General features: G+C 48.3%; 16 protein-coding genes. 8 read left to right on the top strand and 8 right to left on the bottom strand.

The features are described 5' to 3' along the window. Positions 1 to 178: 178 nt before the first annotated feature. The 3 genes from MKZ32_RS06320 to MKZ32_RS06310 all read right to left on the bottom strand — a co-directional run bounded on the left by MKZ32_RS06320 (position 179) and on the right by MKZ32_RS06310 (position 5,548). Positions 179 to 2,518: a TonB-dependent receptor gene (locus tag MKZ32_RS06320; protein ID WP_239796494.1), complete on the bottom strand. Its 2,340-nt coding sequence runs from the start codon at positions 2,516 to 2,518 to the stop codon at positions 179 to 181. Between the two features lie 142 nt (positions 2,519 to 2,660). Further along, complete coding sequence (locus MKZ32_RS06315; RefSeq protein ID WP_239796493.1) at positions 2,661 to 5,174, bottom strand: TonB-dependent receptor; 2,514 nt, start codon at positions 5,172 to 5,174, stop codon at positions 2,661 to 2,663. A gap of 50 nt (positions 5,175 to 5,224) precedes the next feature. After that, positions 5,225 to 5,548 carry a DUF2946 family protein gene (locus MKZ32_RS06310; protein WP_239796492.1) on the bottom strand — a complete coding sequence of 108 codons (324 nt, stop codon included), beginning with the start codon at positions 5,546 to 5,548 and terminating at the stop codon, positions 5,225 to 5,227. A gap of 413 nt (positions 5,549 to 5,961) precedes the next feature. On the opposite strand from MKZ32_RS06310, the gene MKZ32_RS06305 reads away from it, so the two are divergent. Further along, positions 5,962 to 6,924 (top strand): MlaA family lipoprotein, encoded by a 963-nt coding sequence (locus tag MKZ32_RS06305; RefSeq protein ID WP_239796491.1) that lies wholly within the window; start codon positions 5,962 to 5,964, stop codon positions 6,922 to 6,924. A gap of 120 nt (positions 6,925 to 7,044) precedes the next feature. Here MKZ32_RS06305 and htpX read toward each other — a convergent pair whose 3' ends face one another. Beyond that, positions 7,045 to 7,920, bottom strand: coding sequence for a protease HtpX (gene htpX, locus MKZ32_RS06300; protein ID WP_239796490.1), 876 nt, complete (start codon positions 7,918 to 7,920; stop codon positions 7,045 to 7,047). A 225-nt stretch (positions 7,921 to 8,145) separates the two neighbouring features. On the opposite strand from htpX, the gene MKZ32_RS06295 reads away from it, so the two are divergent. Continuing rightward, positions 8,146 to 8,961 (top strand): hypothetical protein, encoded by an 816-nt coding sequence (locus MKZ32_RS06295; protein ID WP_239796489.1) that lies wholly within the window; start codon positions 8,146 to 8,148, stop codon positions 8,959 to 8,961. Positions 8,962 to 9,351: 390 nt separating this feature from the next. Here the strand turns inward: MKZ32_RS06295 and MKZ32_RS06290 are convergent, their stop codons facing one another. From MKZ32_RS06290 to MKZ32_RS06275, 4 genes are all read right to left on the bottom strand, one after another. Then, a complete protein-coding gene (locus MKZ32_RS06290) occupies positions 9,352 to 12,456 on the bottom strand; it encodes an efflux RND transporter permease subunit (protein ID WP_239796488.1) in 3,105 nt (1,034 codons plus the stop codon). A gap of 31 nt (positions 12,457 to 12,487) precedes the next feature. After that, positions 12,488 to 13,663 carry an efflux RND transporter periplasmic adaptor subunit gene (locus MKZ32_RS06285; protein WP_239796487.1) on the bottom strand — a complete coding sequence of 392 codons (1,176 nt, stop codon included), beginning with the start codon at positions 13,661 to 13,663 and terminating at the stop codon, positions 12,488 to 12,490. Positions 13,664 to 13,705: 42 nt separating this feature from the next. Continuing rightward, positions 13,706 to 15,208, bottom strand: coding sequence for an efflux transporter outer membrane subunit (locus tag MKZ32_RS06280; RefSeq protein WP_275584318.1), 1,503 nt, complete (start codon positions 15,206 to 15,208; stop codon positions 13,706 to 13,708). 484 nt (positions 15,209 to 15,692) lie between these two features. Next, positions 15,693 to 16,733 (bottom strand): IS630 family transposase, encoded by a 1,041-nt coding sequence (locus MKZ32_RS06275; protein WP_239796007.1) that lies wholly within the window; start codon positions 16,731 to 16,733, stop codon positions 15,693 to 15,695. Between the two features lie 154 nt (positions 16,734 to 16,887). On the opposite strand from MKZ32_RS06275, the gene flhB reads away from it, so the two are divergent. The 6 genes from flhB to MKZ32_RS06245 all read left to right on the top strand — a co-directional run bounded on the left by flhB (position 16,888) and on the right by MKZ32_RS06245 (position 23,971). Next, positions 16,888 to 18,039, top strand: a complete 1,152-nt coding sequence (gene flhB, locus MKZ32_RS06270) for a flagellar biosynthesis protein FlhB (protein ID WP_239796485.1) — start codon at positions 16,888 to 16,890, stop codon at positions 18,037 to 18,039. Then, positions 18,036 to 20,120: a flagellar biosynthesis protein FlhA gene (gene flhA / locus MKZ32_RS06265; RefSeq protein WP_239796484.1), complete on the top strand. Its 2,085-nt coding sequence runs from the start codon at positions 18,036 to 18,038 to the stop codon at positions 20,118 to 20,120. Before flhB ends, flhA begins: the two co-directional genes overlap by 4 nt. After that, complete coding sequence (gene flhF, locus MKZ32_RS06260) at positions 20,117 to 21,331, top strand: flagellar biosynthesis GTPase FlhF (RefSeq protein WP_239796483.1); 1,215 nt, start codon at positions 20,117 to 20,119, stop codon at positions 21,329 to 21,331. Before flhA ends, flhF begins: the two co-directional genes overlap by 4 nt. Beyond that, a complete protein-coding gene (locus tag MKZ32_RS06255; RefSeq protein WP_239796482.1) occupies positions 21,321 to 22,202 on the top strand; it encodes a MinD/ParA family ATP-binding protein in 882 nt (293 codons plus the stop codon). Before flhF ends, MKZ32_RS06255 begins: the two co-directional genes overlap by 11 nt. Before the next feature lie 318 nt (positions 22,203 to 22,520). Then, a complete protein-coding gene (locus MKZ32_RS06250) occupies positions 22,521 to 23,231 on the top strand; it encodes an RNA polymerase sigma factor FliA (RefSeq protein WP_239796481.1) in 711 nt (236 codons plus the stop codon). Next, complete coding sequence (locus MKZ32_RS06245) at positions 23,231 to 23,971, top strand: flagellar motor protein (protein ID WP_239796480.1); 741 nt, start codon at positions 23,231 to 23,233, stop codon at positions 23,969 to 23,971. Before MKZ32_RS06250 ends, MKZ32_RS06245 begins: the two co-directional genes overlap by 1 nt. The last annotated feature ends 14 nt before the right edge of the window (positions 23,972 to 23,985 follow it).

Below are 23,985 nucleotides of genomic sequence, written 5' to 3'. Positions count from 1 at the left end.
GCCAAACAGGAAATCAACCCGATCCTACGGCAATAACCAAACCGCCATGCGCTCAGGCGCTGGCACCAACGCTTCCTTATAATTGTATTATTCATGATGCAAGCTAGGAATCCGGCAACACATGGCAATCGTTGCGCTACGAAACGTAACCCAAAATGAAAATTTCATGAATGCCTTTCTAAAATTTATATTTCAGATTGGCAACAAACGTGCGTTGCGGGAATGGGTGAAAAAGGGTGTATTTGTAGTTGTTAATATTATCGATCCCCATTGTTGCGTTCCAATTTTTGTTCACTTTAAAGTTTGCATGGGCATCAATGACTACAAAACTGTCGAATGCTCCATACACATTTGAAGTGTTGTCAGTATTATCCATTGTTGAATACTGCTTGCCGCTATATCGACCCGCCAAGGTATACGCCCATTTCATATTCGGACGGTAAGTCGCGACCAGGGTAGCTCTCCAGTCAGGAACATACGGTACTCTTTTTCCAACAGAGATTGTGTTTTGGGGAGCTGGCGCAGCGGGACTCTTCCAGCTGTTGTTTTCAACAATTTTGGAATCAACATAAGTCACGCTGCCAGAAAGTTCCAAGCCATGCATGAATGCATTGTCTTTTTGCATGGCCAGCTCTATACCCTGATTGCGGATCTTGTCTACGTTCATCGTAAAGGTGAAGGGAATGCCGCTACCGGAAACGAGAGGGCTGGTCTGGGAAATTATTGCATTGGAAACTTCCTCACGAAACAGTGAAACCCTGAACCTCCCATCCTTTAATGCTCGCTCAAATACCAACTCATCAGACAGTACTTTTTCCGGCCGTAAATTGGGATTAGGTATGGTAACCGTTGGTCCTGTGTTAACACTTTGGAAAAGCTCTGAAACTGTCGGATAACGGTATGCTTGTCCGAATGAATTCGTTATCACCCAGTCTGCAGAAGCTACCCAAGAAAGTGAAGCCTTAGGGGAAAAATTTGTCGATGTCACCTTAGGCTGGAAAACTTCGGTTGCCCCATTAAGGTTATAGCCGTCGTATGCTTTCCAATTTTCATAACGCCCCCCTAAAGTTGCCTTGAGCTCCGGTAAAATTTTCCAGACATCCTGAACCCACAGCGCATTAGTCTGGGTTTTTCCGCGACTGATAGTGAATGGATTGATGAAGCTATTGGAAACAGTCCAATTGAACGTGTTAAACACTGGATTGTCCAGGTTGTATTGATCATTGTGAATGCCCGAGCTAACTTCATGGTTGCCACCAGGTCTCCATATTCCTTTGAGATCAACGGATGACCAACCAGTACCATCCATCAAAGAAGTTTTGCCTGTAGTCGAAAAGGTAGTTAGAGCACCCACCCCGGATGGCGTACTCTGTTTATCCCGGTTAATCCTGTAATCGGTTACCACCGCCTCCCAGTCCAATATACCTTTGGTGTCAGACTTCAAAGCGAGGCTTTGCATTAAATGTTCCTGGATCAGATCATAATTGTTTGACGCAAATCCGGGTATTCCACCAAAGGTAGCTTGGCCAATGGTTGCGGGGGCCGTACTGGTCAGATACGTTTGTACATTGGATTGGGCATTATTACGCCAATAACCGAAGGTGTACGTTGCGCGTAACGCAGGGGTCAGATCATAAGCAACTTTGACTTTTGCATTATCCATCTGTGTATGCAGCAACCCACCCGCCCCCAGTACATCGGCGAACAAGCCTATTTTGTTATTTGCAGTAATCCGGCCAGTGGTATTTGCCGGAGCAGCTGGTTCAGCGGATGCTTGTCCCTGAGTGATATAGGCTAGCGGCTGGCTGTAACTATCCATATGATTGGCACTAATCCACCAAGACAAATTACCTGATCGATTTCCAAAAGTGGCAGAAGTCTGGCTAGTACGGTAAGTATCACGGGTGTTGTATTGCTGAAAATTCTGGAAAGCCAAAGTTTGGCTTATCGAACCTTCAAATTTGTCCGGCATGCGGGTTATAATTTGCATCACGGCACCCATTGAATTTCCGGGATACGCCGCAGCAAATGGACCGTACATAATATCTATACGTTGAATTTCTTCTGGAGCCACCATCCCCCAGCGGGGTGCGCCAATAGTATTGTTATTTGCAATAAGCGCTGATAGAAGGACATCATCTGCATATACCAGACTACGCGCGCTGGAATTGACTCCCCATGTACGCGTCGCCATTACCGGCTGTGTATCACCATAGTTGCGTTTGCGCACAAAAATGCTGGGCATATATTTGACAGCATCCTCAGTATCAACAATATTAACCGTATCAGCGATTTTTTCAGCTGTCGTGCTTTCGGTTGTCTGCGGCAGTTTAAATTTTTTAACTATCGGGGGGATGCGTACAACACTACCCGGCTCAGCAATCACAGTTATCTCAGGCAACTGTTCACTAGCCGTATCTTCGGGGGGAGTGGCATGGCTGGCGTGGACAGCCTGATTAACTGCCATAGACAACAAACTCAGGGCAACTAAACCAACCTTATTACTGCGTACTTCCATACTCTTCCCCTGAAATAATTATTTTTCGAATTAAGTAATTATAGGGGGGAGGCAGCAAGATGAGAATGCGACAAATTGTCGCACCCTGTTAGATACGGCATCATCACGTGCATGCCGTCGAGTGAATTACGTTATAGGAAACTCAAAAATTGGCACGTACACCCATAAGAAAACCGCGACCCGGTAGCGGGGCGATTTCCTTCAAGAACGAGGTATGCGCTCGTGCTTCCTGATTGAAAATATTATTGCCCTTGATATAGGCATCCCAGTTAACTGCTTGCGTCTTAAAGCGGTAGTTCAATGTGGTGTTGGTCAACGTGTAGCCACTGGTGGGTAGTTCGTTCGCTGCGACTCGATCCTGCTTGAAAGAATGGGAAATGTCGAGCCTTGCACTGAACTTGCCAAGTTGGTAATCGAGGCCCCCGCCGAGACGCATTGGAGTAATGCGCGGCAATGGCTCGCCCGTGTCGCTGTTCTTCGCCCGCACATAGTCGCCGCGCAGGTTGAGATCGAGATTACCTTTTTTCTCATATATCCGGAATTTTCCTTCCGTCTCAAAACCATAAAATTCAGCCTTCACCGCACGAAATAGCGCCTCCGTCAGTTCTTCCTGCTCCTGACCGCTTTTGATCAACGTAATGTAGTTCTGGAAACGGGTGTAAAAACCGCTGATACTTGCTGAATGGGGGCCCGAACGCCAGCGCAGTTGCACATCAGCACCATTCGACTTTTCCTTCGAAAGCGTTGTGTCACCCACCTCGAACTGTCCCGTTGCTACATGCCTGCCATTCGCGAATAACTCGGCATAAGTCGGCACACGCTCGGTGTGCGAAAGGTTTGCAGCCAGGCTAACATTCTGATCGAAGGTGTAGAGTGCGCCTAAGGCACCACTATTGGCCGAAAATTTGCGCGCCTGGGCAGCACCAAAGCGCGTCGTTGTTGGGCTATCCCCAGCCGATTCTACTGTGGTATGTTCGTTACGGCCCCCTGCGGTAAACTTGACATCGCCAAATACGGCTTCCTCATAAATGAAAAGCGCTTTGGCGTCGGTATTGACTTTCGGCAAAAATGCCTCTGTGCCGAGCGCCGCGAAATCAGTATTTGAAAGCTGTACGCCGAAGGCGCCGGTGAATGGCCCCAGCTTGGCGTGAGTTGCGTCTATCCGTGTTTCATATCCCTTGTTTTTGAACGTGGTTGCAATTACACCGTTCTCCACCTCGTTATGCAGATAATCGGTATAGCCATATTTGAACTTCACACTCTGAACAAACGTGCCCAGCTCGCGCATTTCCCCCGCCACACCTAACCGTTTGCTGTTCATGTCGACGCGCACGTCCGGTTCCGCCACGGTACCGTAATTCGCTTTATAGTCGCTATATGAGAGTCCAAGGTATCCCTTGTCCAAAGTAAGAGAAGCACCCACCGCACCGCTGTCGCTGTTCGACGAGCTGTTGATTAGACGTCCACGAGGCTGTTCGACTGCGGGGCCATCCAGGGTACGTTGTCGGTCTGATCGCGCAAAACCGGGGATCTTGAGGTCATCAGTTCGGCGTGAAGCGATGTCAGCGTGAAGTGCAACCAAGCCATTGCCGGCTTCCAGCACGGCTGCACCGCTGCGCTCATTGGCGGCACCGCCAATCCGAGGTTCAACGCGGCCCGTGAAGCCTTCGATGGGTGATTGGGGAATACGGTTGTCGAGTGAATTTACTACGCCTCCAACTGCGGAACCTCCATACATCAATGTTGCAGGGCCGCGCACCACCTCGATCCGATCTACCACCAACGGATCTACGGTTGTAGCATGATCGGGGCTCAAAGCTGAAACATCGAGCATGCCGACACCGTTCTGCATTATCCGTACACGATCACCGTCCAGGCCACGGATTACGGGACGGCTCGCGTTCGGGCCAAAGTAGGTGGAACTGACGCCAGGAAGTTTGGAGAGCGTTTCACCTAAGGTGCTCTCTTGTCGAAACGATAACTCTTTTCCGCTCAGCACAGAAACAGGGGATACAAGGTCAAACAGCGCGCTTCCCAACGGGTTGGCGGTAACAACAATTGGCGGCAATAAGATCGGTTCATTTTCTGCTTGCTCTGTACCCACAATCTGCGGCGACAACATGACAGGAGGAATAATTATGGCCGGGGCGGCTACCACGACCGGCGGCAGAGCGACAGGATGGGTCATGGCAAAGTTTGGGACTGGAGTCGCCACAGTTTCGGGCGTGCCTTCTTTCTCTGGCTTCTTTAATTCTGCTTGCTCCAGGCTCAGTCGCCTGGCTTGGAGTTGCTTACCTTTAGCGTTGAGCTGCGCAGCACCTAATAGCACTTTGACATTTTTATCCACGCCTTGGCCCACTCTTATTTCCTGCTCGAATACGCGAATACTAAAAGTATCCACTTTCTTTTGAACTTTTAACTTCAACTTGCCAGCGGGAACGGTTAAATCCAATGGGCATTTGCCCTTAAATTTGTCATTGATAAACACTTCGGCGCCCATGTCCTCATCTTTGCAAGTAACACTGAGCATGGAATCAGCCGCGTGGGCTTTAACGGATGCTATAAAAGCCAAAAATAGCAGGGGGATTAAGTAAACGGGTTTTTTGGTCGCGGCGTAGGTGAAAAACGCCGCGCCAAATATGACGTGCATAAACATAGTAATTCTCCAAAAATAAATGACACAACCCCGCGTTAAACGGGGCAGTCTTATGCAATTTCTTGGAGAAAATCAGGCGGGCCGCGTGCAACGGCGATAAGGGGTTGGTTGGAACGGAATGTAATGGTGTTAAACCATACCGTTCCGCTCGGAATAACGGTAACTGCAAAGGCCGGGGGAGAGCTGCCAAATACGCCACCCAGTTGCGTATAAGCCGCACAATATCCACACGCTGATGAATGTGGTGTGTGCTTATCATGCTGCTGACCATGCTCAGCAAGGGCATGATGTAAAGCATGCATAGCTCCACCTTGCTGGGCAAAAAGCAACAGCAATGTAAGGAATAGCGGAAAAAGAGCACGGGAAAATTGCATGATGCGGTCAACCTTAACAAAGATTGAAAAATGGTGCAAGACGCAGGCGTTCTCTGTAACGTAATGAACGTCTGTTTCTTAATGGTACGGACTAATTGCTAATAATGTGGATAATAGATTGCTGATTTCGATTTCAGGAAAAATCCAAATAAATATAGATGTGCTGAACATAATATGCCACTCGACTCCGGTCGCTTAATTTAGCATCCGCGAAGTAAAACGCAGTATAAGTGTATAATTATTAATAATACACCCTGGATCGGGCAATACCATCCAAACGGATGCAATTCTATGCAGGTAGCGAAGATAATAAATCCATATGGGATCGTACTATCTGAGCAATACCTAGATACTTGCGACTATTGGCATTGCGACTATAATTGTACAAAATAAACTCACTTCCAATGATCTTCATGTCCTCAACTAGAATTTATTTATTGCTTGTCAGCCTTGCATTAGGTGGCTGTGCTTCAACTCAGGGGGAAAGAAATCCGCAAGATCCACTGGAACCATTTAACCGGAGTATGTATAAATTTAACGATGCGGTGGACAAGGCTGTATTGAAACCGGTAGCGAAAGGCTATAACACCATCATCCCGGAACCCGGAAAAATCATGGTGACAAATTTTTTCTCGAATCTGGATGACATCATTGTCACTATAAACGACCTGCTACAATTAAAATTTGCTCAAGCCGCCTCCGATGGCACACGCGTATTGTTCAACTCAACGTTTGGCATTTTAGGGCTATTTAACATTACCGATCGACTTGAAAAACACAATGAAGACTTCGGTCAGACTTTAGGCTACTGGGGCATCAGCAGTGGGCCTTACGTCGTCCTCCCATTCTTTGGCCCCAGAACTGTTCGCGATAGCATCGGCTTGTATGCGGATAGTTATGCCAGCCCCATTCGCCTTATTCCTAATATACCTACACGCAACGAAATGTATGTAGCACGGACGATCAGTCTCCGAGCAGGGCTACTGGATCAGGAAAAAATATTGGAAGAAGCCGCAATTGACCGTTATGCCTTTATCCGTGATGCCTATTTGCAACAACGTCAAAGCTTAGTGTATGACGGTAATCCACCTCGTGAAAAATTCGATGACGAGGAAAGTAGCGATATACCAGATAAAATTTCGATCGAAGATAAACAAGAAAATTCACAGCCAGCAGTAGTTGATACACCTAAGCCAGCAGTAGTCGACACACCTGTTCCACAGCACAGCATGGAATCACCAGTGCAACAGCCATCGAGTGATGCTGCGTCTAGTGTGCAGCCAATAGAAATGGGGCTGCCTGTTGACACATCTTTTAACCCGTATAAAATAGAACAACCCATACCAACAACAACAGAAAATCCCATGCTAAATTAAATGTTAATTCTGATATTGATCCAAATTCAATCTTATTTTAATAAAAATAGAATACAGCTTATTGATTGTACCTTCGCTCCGTAGTCGCCCCTCCCAGCAACCCACGAAAATAAAGTTAACTTAACGTCCTGCGTGTAATGCCTCTATGCGCTCATCGAGAGATGGATGGGTACTAAATAATTTAGCTAAACCACCCCCACCCGCAATACCAAATGCTGCCATCTGCTCGGGCAGAGTAGCCTGTTCGTGATTAATTTTCAGCTTCTCCAATGCAGCGATCATCTTATTACGTCCTGCCAGATTTGCCCCTCCTGCATCGGCGCGAAATTCGCGCTGGCGCGAAAACCACATAACGATAATGCTGGCCAGGATGCCCAGCACCATTTGTGCGATGATGTTAGTAACCCAGTAAGCTGGGCCATATTCACGTTCAGTCTTGAACACCAAACGATCCACTAAATGGCCAATGATTCTGGAGAAAAAGATTACAAAAGTGTTGACTACTCCTTGTATAAGCGCAAGCGTTATCATGTCGCCGTTGGCAACGTGGCTGATCTCGTGCGCTAGCACAGCTTCCGCCTCATCCCGGCTCATGTTATGCAGCAAGCCGGTACTTACCGCCACTAGCGCATTGTTGCGGTTCCAGCCGGTAGCAAAAGCATTTACGTCTGGTGCTTCATAGACAGCTACTTCAGGCATGCCGATTCCCGCAGCTTGCGCCTGCTTGCGCACGGTTTCCATCAGCCAGCGCTCAGTAGGATCAATCGGGTTAGAAATGACCTGTGCTCCAACCATCCGCTTGGCCGACCATTTGGACAAGAACAGCGAGATTATCGAGCCAGCAAAACCCATCACCGCCGACATGACCAAGAGAGCATTGAAATTGATGCCGCCACTATCATTCAATATTTTGTCAATACCCAGCAAGCGTAAGGTAATACTGATGACAAAAAGTACAGCCAAATTGGTCAGAATAAACAGAAAAATTCGTTTCATATATGTACCTCTCTTAAACTGAAAATAGGGGATGCAATTTCTTATTTTTGCATATCGTAGTGCTTAACGTTGGGGTAGTAAGTAATATTTCAAGGGGTGCACACCAATGCAAATTTATATTATAAAATGCAAATTATTACTATGAATACACTTAATCGCAGGCAAATAAACTTCCAGAGTGAGGATAAAAATGTCATTAGAAACTAATAAAATTGTGCGCACAAAATGCAAGAATTGCTAGATCATCCCGCCGTACAGGGCGGTCTCGCTCCCTTCGTCATCGCACTGATAGTGGCAGAATTATTACAGCGCTTACGCTTAAGCGGTTTAGCGATTATTGCCGGGTTTGCTGTCACTGTTTACTTGGTGAGTGATTTCTCTTTTGAGCCACTCACCTCTGCGCGCAAAATCGTGCTGCTGGGCTTGCTTTCTGCGCTGCTTGCTCTAACGCTATTACGATTCAATTGGCGTCCACTACGCTTGATCCTCGCTATAGCGGGCGGTTTTGCGACAGTGTGGATGGCGTTGCGCATTTTACAACAGCAGGACATGACGCATATGTTGCTTTGGAGTGGCGGATGCGCTTTGTATGTTGGCTGGTTGATATTCTGGATGGATACATTACATGAATCACCCGTACGAGCAGGAAGTGCAGGCATGGCACTGGGACTGGGCACGGGCGGATCTGCATTGCTTGGTGCTTCTGCCCTGCTCGGCCAGTTCGGTTTAGCTCTGGGTGCGGCGGCAAGTGCTTACCTTATGCTTCAAGCAATATTTAACAGCCGATTACCATGCGGGCGTAGCTTTACCCTGCCCTTGTCACTCATCGCCGGATTGACTGGCTGTCTCGCAGTGTTGACCGCACAGTTGCCATGGTATGTTTTAACGGTGCTGGCGGGAATTCCACTGGCTGCCAAAATTCCGGTCTCCGAAAAAATGGGGCTGTGGTTGCAATCGTTATTACTGTCTATTGCCCCCTTAGCCTGCGCGGCAGGTGCTATCTACATAACTTGGTATGTGGCAGGTGCACCGCCTTTTTAATCGGAATAGGGTAAAGACCTCGCTACCCGCCCTCTCACCTCACTGTGACATAAGGTGCAGAATCCTTAAGCCTGGATGAGAGCAAGGTTCCCATTTTGCGTAAATAGCTTGCTTGCTGTTTGAATCGGTCTACCACTGCGTGAATGGCTGCGGACTTGCGTAATACTGGATTTATAAAGGCACATCAACTGCCGCAGATGAAGGACGCCGTGGTCACCTATCTGCTCGTTTTAGATATATCAAGCCTCATATCCGATTTTTGTTCATCGACCCGCAGCTTTAAATTCAGTTTTCTTCAGACCTAGACTCGCGACAATGCCCTTTCCGTCCTCATGACTTTCGACTCTTCGAAAACCCGATTGTGAGACTTCCACTGGCATAATCTCTGATCTAAGAACCAGGGGTTTTTTGAGAAGAATTGGTTTCTTCAGCAAAGACGGAAAACAACAAGGGCAGCAATAACAAAGTGAATAGAGTAGCGGAAACAATTCCGCCGACGATAACCACAGCAAAAGGACGCTGGGTTTCCGAGCCTATACCATGAGAGAGCGCAGCCGGTAACAGACCGATACCGGCCATCAGCGCGGTCATCAAGATAGGACGTAGGCGTGCCACCGCACCTTCCAGTACGCTCTCATATATCTCTTTACCATTACGTAAACCTTCCATGAATTGCTCTACCATGATCACACCGTTTTGAACTGAGATACCTGCCACGGCAATGAATCCGACGGCGGCCGAAACGGACAGATGTAGCCCCGCGAATCCAAGTCCGGCAATCCCTCCGATCAACGTGAAAGGCACCATCAAGATTACCAAAAGTGCTTTACGCATGGAGCGAAATGCCCAGAACAACAATATAAAAATCATCAGTATTGACAACGGTACAATGATTTTGAGACGTTTGATTGCACGTTGCTGATTTTCAAATTGTCCACCCCAAGTCATGCTGTAGCCCGGCGGAAGCTTCACCTGTGCATTCACTTTTGCCATCGCTTCATCAACAAAGCTGCCTTGGTCGCGTCCGAGCAAATTGGCTTTTACTGCGACTAATCGCCCACCTGCTTCACGCCCGACCCGAGCTGCTCCCTGCCGCACTGCAATTTCAGCAATTGAACCCAAGGGTAAAGTTCCTCCAGCAGGTAATGTTATCGGTAAATCGGCAAGGTCATCTACTGCGTCCCGGTATGGCTTATCCAGGCGCAGTGTCACATCGAAACGCCGACTTTCTTCGTAAAAAATGTTGACTGTGCTACCTGCCATAGCAATTTTTATGGTGTTATTCACATCATTGACATTGATGCCATAACGCGCCATCCGATTGCGATCGAGCGTAATATTCAATTCGGTTTGCCCGCCAACTTTAATTGCGGCTACGTCAGCCGCTCCACGAATGCCATTAAGGATATGGGCGACTTGTTCCGATTTATCTTCAAGAATTTCTAAATCAGAACCAAAAATCTTAACCGAGATTTCGCCCTTTACGCCAGATAGCGCTTCCTCCACATTATCTTGGATGACTTGCGAAAAGTTCGTCGGGACGCCGGGAATAGCGCGAATTTTTTTGGTCATGTCCGCAATTAATGCTTCTTTGTCGACAAAATGCCATGTGTCATGCGGGTTGAGATCGGCCATAATTTCGAGGTTGTTCGGCCCCTTCGGATCAGTACCATCATCGGGACGACCCACTTGAGTGGTGACATTATTTACCTCAGGATAGGAATTCAGGATAGCGCGCACCTGACGTTCAACATCCTTGGTTTTATCTAATGCGGTTGCGGGCGGCAGGCTGATAGTCAGCCAGATGTTGCCTTCGTCCAGCTTGGGTAGAAATTCGCTACCAAGAAAGGGGACTGCCATGAGTGTGATAGCAAGCACGATGGTAGAAGCTGCTACGATACTTTTACGACGATTACCTGCCCACAGCAGCAAATTTCGATAGTGCTCTTGCAGTTTGTGCATCCAGTCACTGTGCTTTTCGGCAAGATCTTTATTTTTCACCGCATAGCTCAATAACGTAGGCAATAATGTCAGGGTCAACAAAATTGCACCTATAAGAGCGAACGTCAGGGTAAGAGCAACGGGCGTGAAAATCTTTCCTTCTACGCGCTGAAAGGTGAATATCGGCAAAAAAGCCAATATAATTATTGCCTTGGAGAACAAGATGGGATGCCCCATCTCAATGCTGGTTTGCTTTATGAGATGTAAACGCCAGCCATAAGTTTGATGCTGCGGCAATGCATCCGCCTTGGCTAGAGCGAGCTTGACCATCAGCGCTTCGATCAAAACAACTGCACTATCAATTATGATTCCGAAATCCACTGCACCGAGCGAAATCAAGTTGGCTGACACGCCTCCATGATCAAGCAGGATAAATGCAAACAACATTGCCAGCGGAATAATCACCGCTACGGCAAGTGCCGCATACCAGTTGCGCAGAAATAATATCAGGATGGCTATAACTAATATCGCGCCAACAATCAGATTTTCGCTCACAGTACGAACTGCGTGGCGAACCAAGTCAGTTCTGTCATAGTAAGGGACGATTTTCACTCCGGGTGGCAATTTTGGTGTAAGTTGTGCAATACGAATTTTGAGGGCTTCTACGATCCTGGTGGCATTTTGCCCTTTGGTCATCTGCACGATACCTTGTACTACGTTGTCATAATCATTGAAGGCCACAATACCGGAGCGCGGCCGTTCACCAATGGCTACCTCACCGACATCACTAACCAGCACGGTCTTGCCATCCTTGGCCATAATCACCACACGCGCAATGTCACCTGTGGTTTTAAATAACCCGATGCTGCGCACCACCAATGCCTCATCACCTCGCTTCAGCACACCGCCACCACCATTATTACTATTGATACTAAGGGCTTGTGCTACCTGATCGAGCGTTACATTGAATTTGCGTAAAAGAAAAGGATTGATATGAACTTGATATTCTTTCACCGTGCCGCCGAAACTGACTACATCTGCTACACCTGGAACTTGACGTAACGCGGGGCGTAACACCCAGTCCTGTAGTGCGCGCACTTCGTTGGGTGACATGTCTTTAGGTACTTCCAGCACATAACGATACACTTCACCTACCGCGTTCGTTAGGGGTGCCAGACTAGGCTGTACGCCAGGAGGCAAGCTGATGTTCTGTAGTTTTTCCAGCACTTGGTGACGTGCAAAATAATCGTCGGTGCGGTCGGAGAAGGTAAGAGTAATTACTGACAAGCCAGTAATAGATACAGAACGCAATTGTGTCATGCGTGGAACGCCGCTCATTTCGCGCTCAATCGGTAACGTTATGCTGCGCTCTACCTCCTCGGGAGCTTGTCCCAAAGCTTGGGTAACAATCTGTACCTGGACATCCTGCACATCAGGAAATGCTTCAATCGGCAGATTTTCGATGGCCTGCCAACCGGCAATCATCAGTACACATGTGCCGGCGAGCACAAACATGCGCTGTTGCAGTGCGAATGTAATTAACTTTTCTAACATTACTTCTCTAGCATTTGCTTAGAACCAACATTTAGTTATGAGCGGCATCACTCGTTGTTCCGAGTTCAGAATTAAGTAACAATGCTCCACTTGTGACCACACGTTCGCCTGCCTGCAAACCTTCTTTGACATAGGCATACTCGCTTCCCTGTAGACTGAGCGTAACCCGACGTCGTTGCAATACGCCGGGAGACTGCTCAACAAATAGGTAACTGAACAAGCCTTGGGTGACTATAGATGCATTCGGTACGCGGGGTAATTTCGATTTTCCATTTGCAATGGGAGTGACGCGTGCAAACATTTCCGGCTTTAGTTTGAGGTGTGGATTATCCAGTTCGCAGCGCACTTGTATGCGTCGGGTGAGTGGATCCAATGCCCCACCGATGACAGTCACTTTCCCTTGAAAAATTTCGCCAGGGTAAGCATCTACTTCAACAGAAACCAGGTCACCAAGGTTTACCTTGTCGAGTTGCCGTTCGGGTAGATCAATTTGCACCCAAAGATGAAGTGGGTCGGTGATAACAAACAATGGATTGACGGCATCCGACCTGACCTCACTACCGGCATTAACCTGACGTTCGCTGATGGTCCCATCTATTGGCGCACGTAAAATGAATTGGCCCGCTAAAGTGGGCACATCGGCATTCAAATTTTTCATCCGTGCCTTAGCTCGCCGGGATTCTGCTTGTGCTTGTTGCCAATCAGCCGCCGCAGCCTCTACCTCCTTGCGAGCAATTCCCTTGACTTGATACAGCTGTTTAGTCCGCTCGTAAATTTCTTGTTTACGTAATAGGTCGGCATTTGCCTTTGCGTTATCGGCTATTGCCATAGCGAAATCAGGTGAGTCCAGTACTAGCAGTTGGTCACCTTTTTTTATTTGCATCCCTACTTCGACCGGTATTTTTACGACACGGCCGACAAGCGGAGAAAAAACACGAGCAGTATGATTATCGTTGTAAACAATACGCCCATTTAAGGGTTCCACCAAAGGCTCAGGAAATGCTTCAACCGTTTTTATTTTCAAAAATGACAACTGTGGCGCGTTCGCAGCAAACCGTAGCTGGTCAGAAGTCGTGTGGATAGAAGATTTTTCTGGACTAGGAACCACGCTGGGAGTACGAAATTTATTCCATCCCCAATAGCCTGCAACAATCACCAAGGTAATGACAAAAAAGAATAGCAAAATTTTTTTATTTAGTTTGATCATAGAACGAATTTCTCATTTGGTAAGGCGAGCGTCGTGATTAAATTAGTACTTATTTGTGGCATCGGAACGATTCCACCATCCTCCTCCGAGTGCTTGGTACAACGCCGCCGCATCGCCAAAGCGATTAGTTTGAGCCTGAATCAGATTAATTAATGATTGCTGGTGGCTTTGTTCGGCTATCACCACGATTTGATAACTGACATAGCCCAACTTGTATTGCTTGCGGGTAATATCAGCAGTTACTTTCAGTGCTTGTTCAGATCTTGCAGCAGCTTTCAAGAAATCGGCATCTGACTGGATAGCATGCAGCGTATCAGCCACATTCTGGAAAGCAGTAATCACCACATTTCGATAATCTGCACCGGCCTCAACCAGACGCTCTCTTGCGGCGCGTTCCTTAGCTTTTAATGTCCCGCCATCCAATAGCGTTTTAGAAATACTTCCAAGCAAAGAAAAAAAAGGACCACCTGTCTGGAACAACCAAGACGGGGTTGAGGCCATTCCTCCAATCGCACCGGTAATTGAAAACTGCGGAAGTCGGCTGGCTATGGCCACGCCCACTTCCGCACTGGCTGAGTGTAATTGTTCTTGCGCGGCTCGAATATCGGGGCGCTGTTCAACAAGCTGCGAGGGTAGGCTTAATGGAAGCTCCTCCGGTAAATGAAGCGACCCGAGTTCAAATTTTTCTGGCACATCTTCATTGGGTAAATTGCCGGCAAGGGCGCGAATCAAATCGCGAGTTAGTTCGAGCTGTTTTTTCATTGGGATGAGCGCTTGCTCTGCCTGTGCCTTCACTGATTCTTGAGACGCCACATCAAGCTCAGCAATAAATCCAAGCTTAAGCTGTTTGCGCATAATCTCGAGATTTTCATTGTAGGAGTTGATGATTTTTTGCATCACAACAATTTGGCTGCGTAGCGACGCTTCCTGTAAGGCAGCCGCCACAACATTTGAAGCAAGTGTGATGTAGGTAGCTTCCAATTGAAAATGCTGCGCATTTAATTGGGCCTGAAGAGACTCGACCTGCCGACGGTTAACACCGAACACATCCGGCACGTAACCAACCGTTAATTGCGCGATATGATAATTGTAATAAACTGGCCCGACAAATACTGGTCCTGCAGGGTTTGAAACGGTTTGGATATTCCGACCATTCCCCTGTAGACCTAATGCGTTACCCCCATTGTTACCACTCAGTTTATTACGCGATGGCGAATAACTGGCACCTATGGTGGGATAGAAAAAGCCCTCTTGCGCAATAACATTCTGCTGCAACCCACGCAACGCGGCTTGTGCAGACTGTATCGTTGGATTGGTCTTAAAAGCTCGTTCAATTAATGAATTAATTTGCGGTGAATGAAACATTGTCCACCAGTCATAAGGAATGGCTGCTGTTACATTATATTTTTGCAATTCCCTAGCTTGACCTGGTCCCCCAGCAGTTCCTTGAGACAATGGTTGAGGAGCGTAACTGGTAGCAAGAGGGGCTTCAGGTTTTTTGAAATCAGGACCCATAACACAGCCATTCAGCAATGCCGAAAACACTAGCGCAACCCAGTAGAATGAGCTCTTCGTTAAGAGTTTTCTAGTTGCTCGCTTAATTATTTTGTGCTGCTTAATTGCCAAGGTTGGCCTGAATTAAATGTGATGTTTAATGATAATTTGAATGTTCTAGGCATTCCTGAAGAAAATCATATCAAATCGGCTCTATGAGATAGAGTACGTAATCAACGAATGAACAAATTTTTAGTTGACAATTTCTTGTTGTTCATTGGGCACTTATCGAAATATTGCCTGCTACGAATCACTTAGCCCATCAAATTATATGTACACGTAACCTTTTAACTTTGACATTATAGCCCAAAGCACATTTTTCCTCTTTGCAAGTTCATAGCAAATTAAACAGTTTAGATTGCACGGAATACACGCGTTCTTCATTAGAGCGTGCTAAAGCTATTCTTCATAAGTGCTTACTCACATTTCAGGTTGTGGGCAATTACTTCCTTCTTATTGATCCGGCACAAATTATTCATGAAGCCGCGTAGGCGACTTTTGGGTCGCGGAAATAACGGCGCACGCGTTCGGGGTTTTGCTCAAGCATGGTCATGTGATCAGTCGCAGCAGCTCTGAGTTTTGCCTTGGTGCGCACTGGCACCTTTGAAGTGATGACGTGCTTGAGATCTGCATTCAGTCTTTCTTCGGGGTTGAGTTCAGGGCTGTAGCTGGGCAAGTAGAACAACTCGATTTTCTGTGCGTTCTCGGCAGCCCAAGCCTTTACAGGTTTGCTGTGATGAACTCTCAAGTTGTCCAGTATCAGAAACACCTTGCGGTCTGTATCCTTGATGAGCGCCTCCAGAAATTCAATGAGCTTGTCGGAGTTAAATGCCTCATCAATAATCATCCAGCGCGTTTTACCCTGATTGGTTACCGTCGCAATCATCGATAGCTTGTGGCGCGTGCCGCCTACTGCGAACGTCACAGGTGTCTTGCCCACCGGCGCATAGCTCCTGCCTCTGACATCCGTGTTGACTAGCGCCGTCTCGTCGCCCCAGTGAATTTCCGCACCTTCTGTTTTTGCTCTGGCTTCAATGGCCGGATATTGTTCATCAAGCCAAGCCTGGACGGCTTCAGGCCGCTGCTCGTATGCTTTTTTAATGGGTTTTTGTGGTGTAAAACCCCAACGTGCCAAGTAGTTGCCTACTGCCCGAATAGACAGCTTGATACTGTGCGCCAGCTCAATGTGCTGGCGCACAGCGGGCCTGCTCCATAGCGCAAAATCCATCTTGAGTTGTTCGGGGCGTCTGTCGCAGATGGTTTGTTGGATCGCCAGCTCTTGGCTAACCGTCAAGCGACGTCCACTGCCAGGTTTTTTACCCCGAACGCCGGGCTTGAGTGCCCCCGAACCTTCAGCCTTATACAACCGCAGCGCCGTATTGACTGCCGTCCAGCTCAGTCCCGTTTGCACCACGATCTCCATCACCGCCACACCTTTGCGGTGCATACGAATGACTTGCTTGCGTCGTTCATGCAGTACTTCTCGCGACTGCTTGCGGGCATCTTCTTTTTCCATACTCCATAGACATCGAAAACCAATAAAAATTCATTTATAAATCGTGCCGGGTCTATAGTTCAGAGAGTGAAATAAACCGTAAAACCCGCTTTATTCGTCGGGTCGTGTTCTTCCAGATTGCTGATAATCGTTATAGTCAGTGGAGTAATAAGTCATGTCAGAAGACAGCGATCTCGAAAAAACAGAAGAACCCTCCCAGCGGCGCTTGGATCAGGCCCGTGAAGAAGGTCAGGCCGCGCGTTCGCGCGAATTGTCAACTTTCTCCGTGCTACTTGCAGGTGGTGCTGGGCTATGGCTGATGGGTTCCGCGCTGTCTGCTCAACTAGTCAAACTGTTGCGTGATGGTCTCACTCTTGATGCCACACTGGCTTTCAATGACGATTTATTATTACCACGCTTGCATACGCTGTCACTGGAGGTTCTAGTGGCATTTTTGCCTTTTCTATTGTTACTGCTTGTTACTGCCGCGCTCTCCCCATTATTACTTAATGGCTGGATATTCAGCTTGAAACCCCTCCAACCCAACCTTTCAAAACTCAATCCGATCACAGGGATAGGGCGCATGTTCTCGATTAATAGCCTAGTCGAACTTGGTAAGGCTATCGCCAAATCGCTGGTAGTAGGTGGAATAGGTGCATGGGCTATCTGGCACTACAAGGACTCGGTGATGATGTTGATAGCGGAACCATTAACTGCTGCCTTGCCTCATCTAGGCCATCTGTTGTGGATGAGCTTCGTCACGATTATGGGTGGCATGTTTCTGATTGCGGCAGTGGATGTCCCCTTTCAGTTGTGGGAACACAACAAAAAACTGAAGATGACCAAGGAAGAGGTGCGTAAGGAGGCGAGGGAATCCGAGGGTGATCCACAGGTTAAGGGACGCATTCGCAGCATGCAGCGCGAAATGGCACGCCGCCGCATGATGGCGAACATTCCCACTGCCGACGTGGTGGTGACCAATCCCACACACTATGCCGTAGCATTGAGTTACAGCGAAAAAGGTATGGGCGCGCCTGTCGTGGTGGCCAAAGGCTCCCATCTGCTTGCTGCACGCATCCGTGAAATTGCCATAAAGAATAATGTGCCTATCCTTGAAGCACCACCACTGGCGCGCGCCTTGCACAAGCATACCGAGTTAGGGCAGGCCATCCCCGAAGCGTTATACAACGCCGTAGCGGAAGTATTGGCCTATGTTTATCAATTGCGCCGTTATCGTCAAGGGAGTGGTGTCATGCCGGATGCTCCACATGATTTGCCGGTGCCACCACAACTTGATCCCGCATCTGATGAGGAAGGATCTATATGATTAATTTATTAACGATACAAAATTTAATCAAGCGTATTGGTTTGCGCAGCATGGCTGGACCAGTGCTGATTGTGATGATTCTGGCAATGATGGTGTTGCCGTTGCCGCCATTTCTGCTTGATATTCTGTTCACTTTCAATATTGCAATAGCGGTTATGGTTTTGCTGGTAAGCATGCATACCGTCAAGATTCTGGATTTCGCTGTATTCCCAACCATCCTGCTGATTACCACACTGCTACGCCTTTCGCTCAACGTGGCTTCCACTCGTGTGGTGCTGCTGGAAGGTCATACCGGCCCTGGCGCTGCGGGCAAGGTAATTGAAGCATTCGGCCACTTCCTGGTGGGCGGCAATTACGCCGTCGGCATTGTAGTGTTCATCATTCTGGTGGTGATTAACTTTGTGGTGATTACCAAGGGTGCAGGACGTATCGCTGAGGTGGGAGCACGCTTCACATTAGATGCGATGCCTGGTAAGCAGATGGCGATCGACGCCGATTTGAATGCCGGGCTGATTGGCGAAGAAGAAGCGCGACGGCGGCGTGCTGCTATTTCGCAGGAGGCAGATTTCTATGGCTCAATGGATGGCGCCAGCAAATTCGTGCGGGGCGATGCGGTAGCGGGCATTATCATCATTTTTATCAATGTCATCGGCGGATTAATCATTGGCGTATTTCAACACAACCTGGACATCGCTACGGCCGCCAATAATTATACCCTGTTAGCCATTGGCGATGGTTTGGTGGCGCAAATTCCGGCGCTTGTTATCTCCACTGCCGCCGGCATGATGGTGAGCCGTGTATCCACTGAAGAAAATATCAGCCAGCAAATCGTGGGACAGTTATTTAGTCAACCCCAGGTGCTGGTTTTAACTGCGGGCATCATCGGCATGCTGGGTCTTATTCCTAACATGCCGCACTTCTCTTTCCTGTTGCTTGCTGGCGCTCTAGGCGGCCTGGCTTATTTCATTATCCAACGCCCCAAGACAGTCGAGCAAAAGCCTGAGGCTGCCAGCATTGAGGTATCCCCATCGGAAACTAATGAGGCAAGCTGGGAAGACGTGTCGCAAGTGGACATACTGGGACTAGAAGTCGGGTATCGTCTTATCACGTTGGTTGATAAAGCACAGGACGGTGATCTATTGCGACGCATCAAGGGGATACGCAAGAAATTTACCCATGACATCGGATTCTTGCCGCCTGCAGTGCATATTCGCGACAATCTTGATCTGCGCCCGAATACTTACCGCATTACCCTGAAAGGGGTGGAAATTGGCACGGGCGACGCCTTTCCCAATATGCATCTGGCGATTAACCCCGGCAGCGTCAGCGGTGTATTGCCCGGTACCCAGACACATGACCCGGCATTCGGCCTGCCTGCTATCTGGGTAGATACGGCGATGCGTGAGCAAGCACAGTCTATGGGCTATACGGTGGTTGATGCCAGCACGGTTATCGCCACCCATCTAAGCCATCTTATCCATACCCATTCCGCTGAATTATTGGGTCGACAGGAATTACAGCTATTGTTCGATCATTTAAGCAAGCTGTCACCCAAATTGACCGAAGATCTTATCCCTAAATTGCTGCCGCTTTCTACAGTACAGAAGGTGATGCAGAACTTGCTCGACGAAGGTATGCATATCCGTGATATGCGCACCATTTTGGAAACGTTGGCTGAGTGTGCCGCTCAGACACAGGACGCTCACCATCTTACCGCCTTAGTGCGTGTCGCGCTGGGCCCGGCCATCGTGCAACAGTTCTACCCTGCGGCGCAAGAATTGCAGGTCATCGGCATGGACAAAGAGCTGGAATATATCTTGATGCAAGCCATGCAGACGGGCGGCAGCAATTTGGCTATCGAACCCGGATTAGCCGATACGCTTCTGCGTGAAGCGCGAACTGCTGCACAACTACAAGAACAATTAGGGCTGCCCACGGTGCTGTTGGTACCGGGACAGTTACGTGATTTGCTGGCACGTTTTCTAAAACGTGCGTTACCGCAACTGAAAGTTATTTCGCATGAGGAAGTGCCGGGCTTCAAAGCAGTACGGGTAACTTCAATGGTAGGAGGAAGAGCATGAACATGAAAAAATTTGTGGCACCAACTTCGCGCGAAGCATTACGGCTGATACGCATTGAGATGGGCGCTGATGCGGTTATCCTATCCAATCGTAAGGTAGACGGTGGGGTCGAGATTATGGCGCTGGCCAGCGCGGAATTTGCCCAGTTAACACATGAGTCCAAGCAACCCGTTCCCGTGTCAGCCCGAGCGCCGATAGTTATGCAGGAACGCGCACCCGTCGCAGTTATGGCGGAGCCTCCAATATCATCCATATCAACAATGCAATTGGAACAGCAAGGCATCCTCAGTGAGATCAAGTTCATGCGTAATATGATGCAGGAACAAATGGACTGTCTATCATGGTCAGACAGGCAGCAGCGCGACCCCCAACGCACACGTATGTTGCGCGATCTGCTGAATGCCGGATTTAGCCCAGCCCTGTCGCGCCAAATGATTGACAAGATGCCTGCTAAAGCCAATATGGAATGGGTGCGTCAAGTGCTAGGAAACAACTTGCGTATCGCCACGAAGCAAGAAGATTTAATCGTGCGCGGCGGCGTGGTTGCATTGATAGGCCCCACCGGCGTTGGAAAAACCACCACCACGGCCAAGCTGGCGGCACGTGCGGTGGTTCGTTATGGTGCAGCCAAAGTGGCATTACTCACCACCGACAGCTACCGAATTGGTGCGCATGAACAATTGCGCATTTATGGCAAAATACTTGGTGTGACAGTGCATACTGTACGCGACACCGAGGATTTACGTCTCACCTTGTCCAGCCTGAAACAAAAACATTTGGTGCTGATTGATACCATCGGTATGGGGCAGCACGATAGTCGCATGGCAGCACAAGCCGAGATGTTCAATGCTACTGGAGTGCAACGACTGTTGTTGCTTAATGCCACCAGTAGCGGTGACACCCTAAATGATGTGGTGTGCATGTATAGCGGTGCAGGGGTCATTGGTTGCATCCCCACGAAACTGGACGAAGCAGTAACCTTCGGTACGGTGCTGGATGTAGCAATGCGCCACAAATTGACATTGCACTACATCGCCAATGGACAACGCGTGCCGGAAGACTTGCACGAAGTGAACATGGAATATCTGTTGCATCGTGCCTTCAAACAATCTGCTAAAGCAACTCCATTCGCTTTGCATGAACTGGAATTCCCTGCGCTGATGGCGGGGGTGGGTGCGGCACCTGTAATGCGGGAGGAATATGCAACTTGAACGCGTAACTGATCAAGCAGAGGGATTGCGCCGTCTGTTGGTTCGTGCTTCCACGCGTGTGATCACGGTGGCCGCTGCCCGCGCTGGCTTCGGAGCGACCAGTGTAGTGGTGAATCTGGCTACGGCCTTGGCGCACGCCGGCAAAGAGGTGCTCATACTGGACGAAAGTCCGTCACACGACAATGTAAGTAATATGCTTGCGCTTAAGCCACATCATGATTTGTTGCACGCTGTACAACACGGAAAGACGATGCGCGATATTATGCTGCATGATGGTCCACAGAATATACGCATACTACCTGTAGCACGTGCCATTCAAGCGTTGCCAACATTGTGTACACAAAAACGTGAGCATTTGCTGGAAAGTTTGGCGGAAGCGTCCTGTGATGTTGATGTTGTACTGGTGGATGCAACAACATATAGGGAGCCGGATATTACTGGTAGCCTGGCACCCAATCAGCCGCTACTGCTCGTACTGAACTCCACTCCCTCTGCTATTACTGAAAGTTATGCCTTAATCAAGCGCATGGCCATGCAGGATGGACGCCAGAACTTTGGGATTATTGTTAACAAAGCATGTAATGAACAAGCGGCACGTCTTATATTTGGTAACGTGGCACAAGTGGCACGCCAACATTTGCAGGTATGCGTGGAATATCTAGGTTATATTCCGTTTGATGATAAGCTCAAACGTGCGACACAATTATGCCGCCCCGTTCTTGATGTATTCCCAACTGCACGGTCTGCGCTGGCATTTGGCGAGCTGGGACGCAACCTGATGTTGCTGCCCGCTACGGAGAGGGAGGGGTCAGGAGAAGGTCTGCCCAGCATTATGCAGCGATTGATTCGGCAGGTAAGTACCCTGAATTAGGACACACGCAAATTATTAATACATACATTATGGATATCTCTATAAATCAAACAACGTTTTGATATGTCATCGATTAGGAAATTTTATCAATAAATTTTAATTTAATTTACAGATATGGCGCTAGAATTTCAAATTACGCCTTGTTTTACTGAACCCAGTCATTTCCACAAAGACAGGGCCTCGTAAACTTTAATAAAGCATTTTAAATTTTTGATTTTCGTTTCACCAAAGCCAGCTGTATTGAGCTTATCGAAACGGGAATGATGGTTGCTACAGTTACACCTTCCATAATCAATGTAAATCTCCATAATAAATATTATGTACACAGCAAGCGGATTAAGCGACAAGGAACAGTGCATCAAAGAATATGCGCCGCTAGTAAAACGTATTGCGCATCATTTGATGGTGCGATTGCCCAGCAGCATAGTAGTAGATGACCTTATACAGGCTGGCATGATGGGGCTTTTGGAGGCAGCGGGGCGCTATGACGAGTTGCGGGGCGCGCAGTTTGAAACTTATGCCTCGCAGCGCATCCGCGGTTCGATGCTGGACGAATTGCGCCAAGCCGATTGGATGCCGCGCAGCTTGCGCCGTGATATGCGCCGAATTGAAGCGGCAATCAGCAAACTACAACAACGTCTGGGCAAACCACCGAGCGAAACGGAACTTGCTCAGGAGTTGGGCATGCCCTTGACCGAGTATCAGCATATGTTATTCACGTCGCGTGGCGCGCAATTAGTTTATTACGAGGATTTTCACAGCGAAGGTGAAGAGGATTTCTTTGAGCGTTATGATTTTGATAGCGATGCCAATCCGCTCGAAGTATTGCAAGATGAACGTTTTCGCGGTGCATTGATTAAGGCCATCGGAAATTTGCCGGAGCGTGAGCGCCTATTGATGGGCATGCATTATGAGCAGGATATGAACTTGCGCGAAATCGGTGAGGTGATGGGCGTAAGCGAATCGCGGGTGTGCCAGTTGCACAGCCAAGCGGTAGCGCGTTTGCGCAGTTCGTTGAAAGGCCATTAATGGACAAGCTTAGCTTAGCCGGTCTTTTGCTTGGCCTGGGCGGTATCTTAGGCGGACAATTACTTGAAGGCGGTGAGCTATCCATTCTTTTTCAGGGCGCGGCTTTTCTCATCGTGTTCGGCGGTACGCTGGGCGCCGTGATGCTACAAAGCCCACTAAATGTTTTTTTAGCTGGGATCAAAATGGGTCGTTGGGTGTTCGTTACACCCAAGTTATCCCCGCAAAAATTGATCTATCAGATTACCGCTTGGAGCAAACAGGCACGCAAGGACGGCATACTTATTCTGGAACCACACATTGCCAGAAGCAGCGATTTATTTGTGAAAAAAGGACTTCAACTGCTAGTGGATGGCAACAGTGCGGAAAAAATTCGAGAAGTACTGGAGGTCGATAATCATGCGTATGAACAATTGCGATTCCAGTCTGCACGTATATGGGAATCAGCAGCAGGTTATGCGCCGACTATCGGCATTCTAGGCGCTGTGCTTGGATTGATACACGTCATGCAGAGTCTTAGCGAACCGTCAAAACTGGGGGCAGGTATTGCCGTTGCGTTTATTTCTACCATTTACGGTGTGGGACTTGCGAATCTGGTTTTTTTGCCTATGGCCAATAAATTGAAAATGTTAATCCTGCAACAGGTAGTAATGCGTGAAATATTGGTAGATGGACTGACAGCCATCGCCAGTGGTGAGAGTTCACGTTTCATCGAAAGCAAATTGCAGGGATTTATTCCTTAAGCCATGGCACGTCG

Origin of the sequence: Candidatus Nitrotoga arctica, assembly GCF_918378365.1 — a bacterium.
Classification (GTDB): domain Bacteria; phylum Pseudomonadota; class Gammaproteobacteria; order Burkholderiales; family Gallionellaceae; genus Nitrotoga; species Nitrotoga arctica.
Note: the sequence above shows the minus strand (reverse complement) of the source record. Positions and strands in the feature narration are given on the sequence as shown.

Coding starts and splice junctions, on each gene's coding strand:
- flhA (WP_239796484.1), top strand. CDS start 18,036: ATGATTAATTTATTAACGATACAAAATTTAATCAAGCGTATTGGTTTG.
- MKZ32_RS06255 (WP_239796482.1), top strand. CDS start 21,321: ATGCAACTTGAACGCGTAACTGATCAAGCAGAGGGATTGCGCCGTCTG.
- MKZ32_RS06250 (WP_239796481.1), top strand. CDS start 22,521: ATGTACACAGCAAGCGGATTAAGCGACAAGGAACAGTGCATCAAAGAA.
- MKZ32_RS06275 (WP_239796007.1), bottom strand. CDS start 16,733: ATGGAAAAAGAAGATGCCCGCAAGCAGTCGCGAGAAGTACTGCATGAA.
- MKZ32_RS06290 (WP_239796488.1), bottom strand. CDS start 12,456: ATGTTAGAAAAGTTAATTACATTCGCACTGCAACAGCGCATGTTTGTG.
- MKZ32_RS06305 (WP_239796491.1), top strand. CDS start 5,962: ATGTCCTCAACTAGAATTTATTTATTGCTTGTCAGCCTTGCATTAGGT.
- MKZ32_RS06315 (WP_239796493.1), bottom strand. CDS start 5,174: ATGTTTATGCACGTCATATTTGGCGCGGCGTTTTTCACCTACGCCGCG.
- flhF (WP_239796483.1), top strand. CDS start 20,117: ATGAACATGAAAAAATTTGTGGCACCAACTTCGCGCGAAGCATTACGG.
- MKZ32_RS06245 (WP_239796480.1), top strand. CDS start 23,231: ATGGACAAGCTTAGCTTAGCCGGTCTTTTGCTTGGCCTGGGCGGTATC.
- MKZ32_RS06285 (WP_239796487.1), bottom strand. CDS start 13,663: ATGATCAAACTAAATAAAAAAATTTTGCTATTCTTTTTTGTCATTACC.
- MKZ32_RS06310 (WP_239796492.1), bottom strand. CDS start 5,548: ATGCAATTTTCCCGTGCTCTTTTTCCGCTATTCCTTACATTGCTGTTG.
- MKZ32_RS06295 (WP_239796489.1), top strand. CDS start 8,146: ATGCAAGAATTGCTAGATCATCCCGCCGTACAGGGCGGTCTCGCTCCC.
- htpX (WP_239796490.1), bottom strand. CDS start 7,920: ATGAAACGAATTTTTCTGTTTATTCTGACCAATTTGGCTGTACTTTTT.
- flhB (WP_239796485.1), top strand. CDS start 16,888: ATGTCAGAAGACAGCGATCTCGAAAAAACAGAAGAACCCTCCCAGCGG.
- MKZ32_RS06320 (WP_239796494.1), bottom strand. CDS start 2,518: ATGGAAGTACGCAGTAATAAGGTTGGTTTAGTTGCCCTGAGTTTGTTG.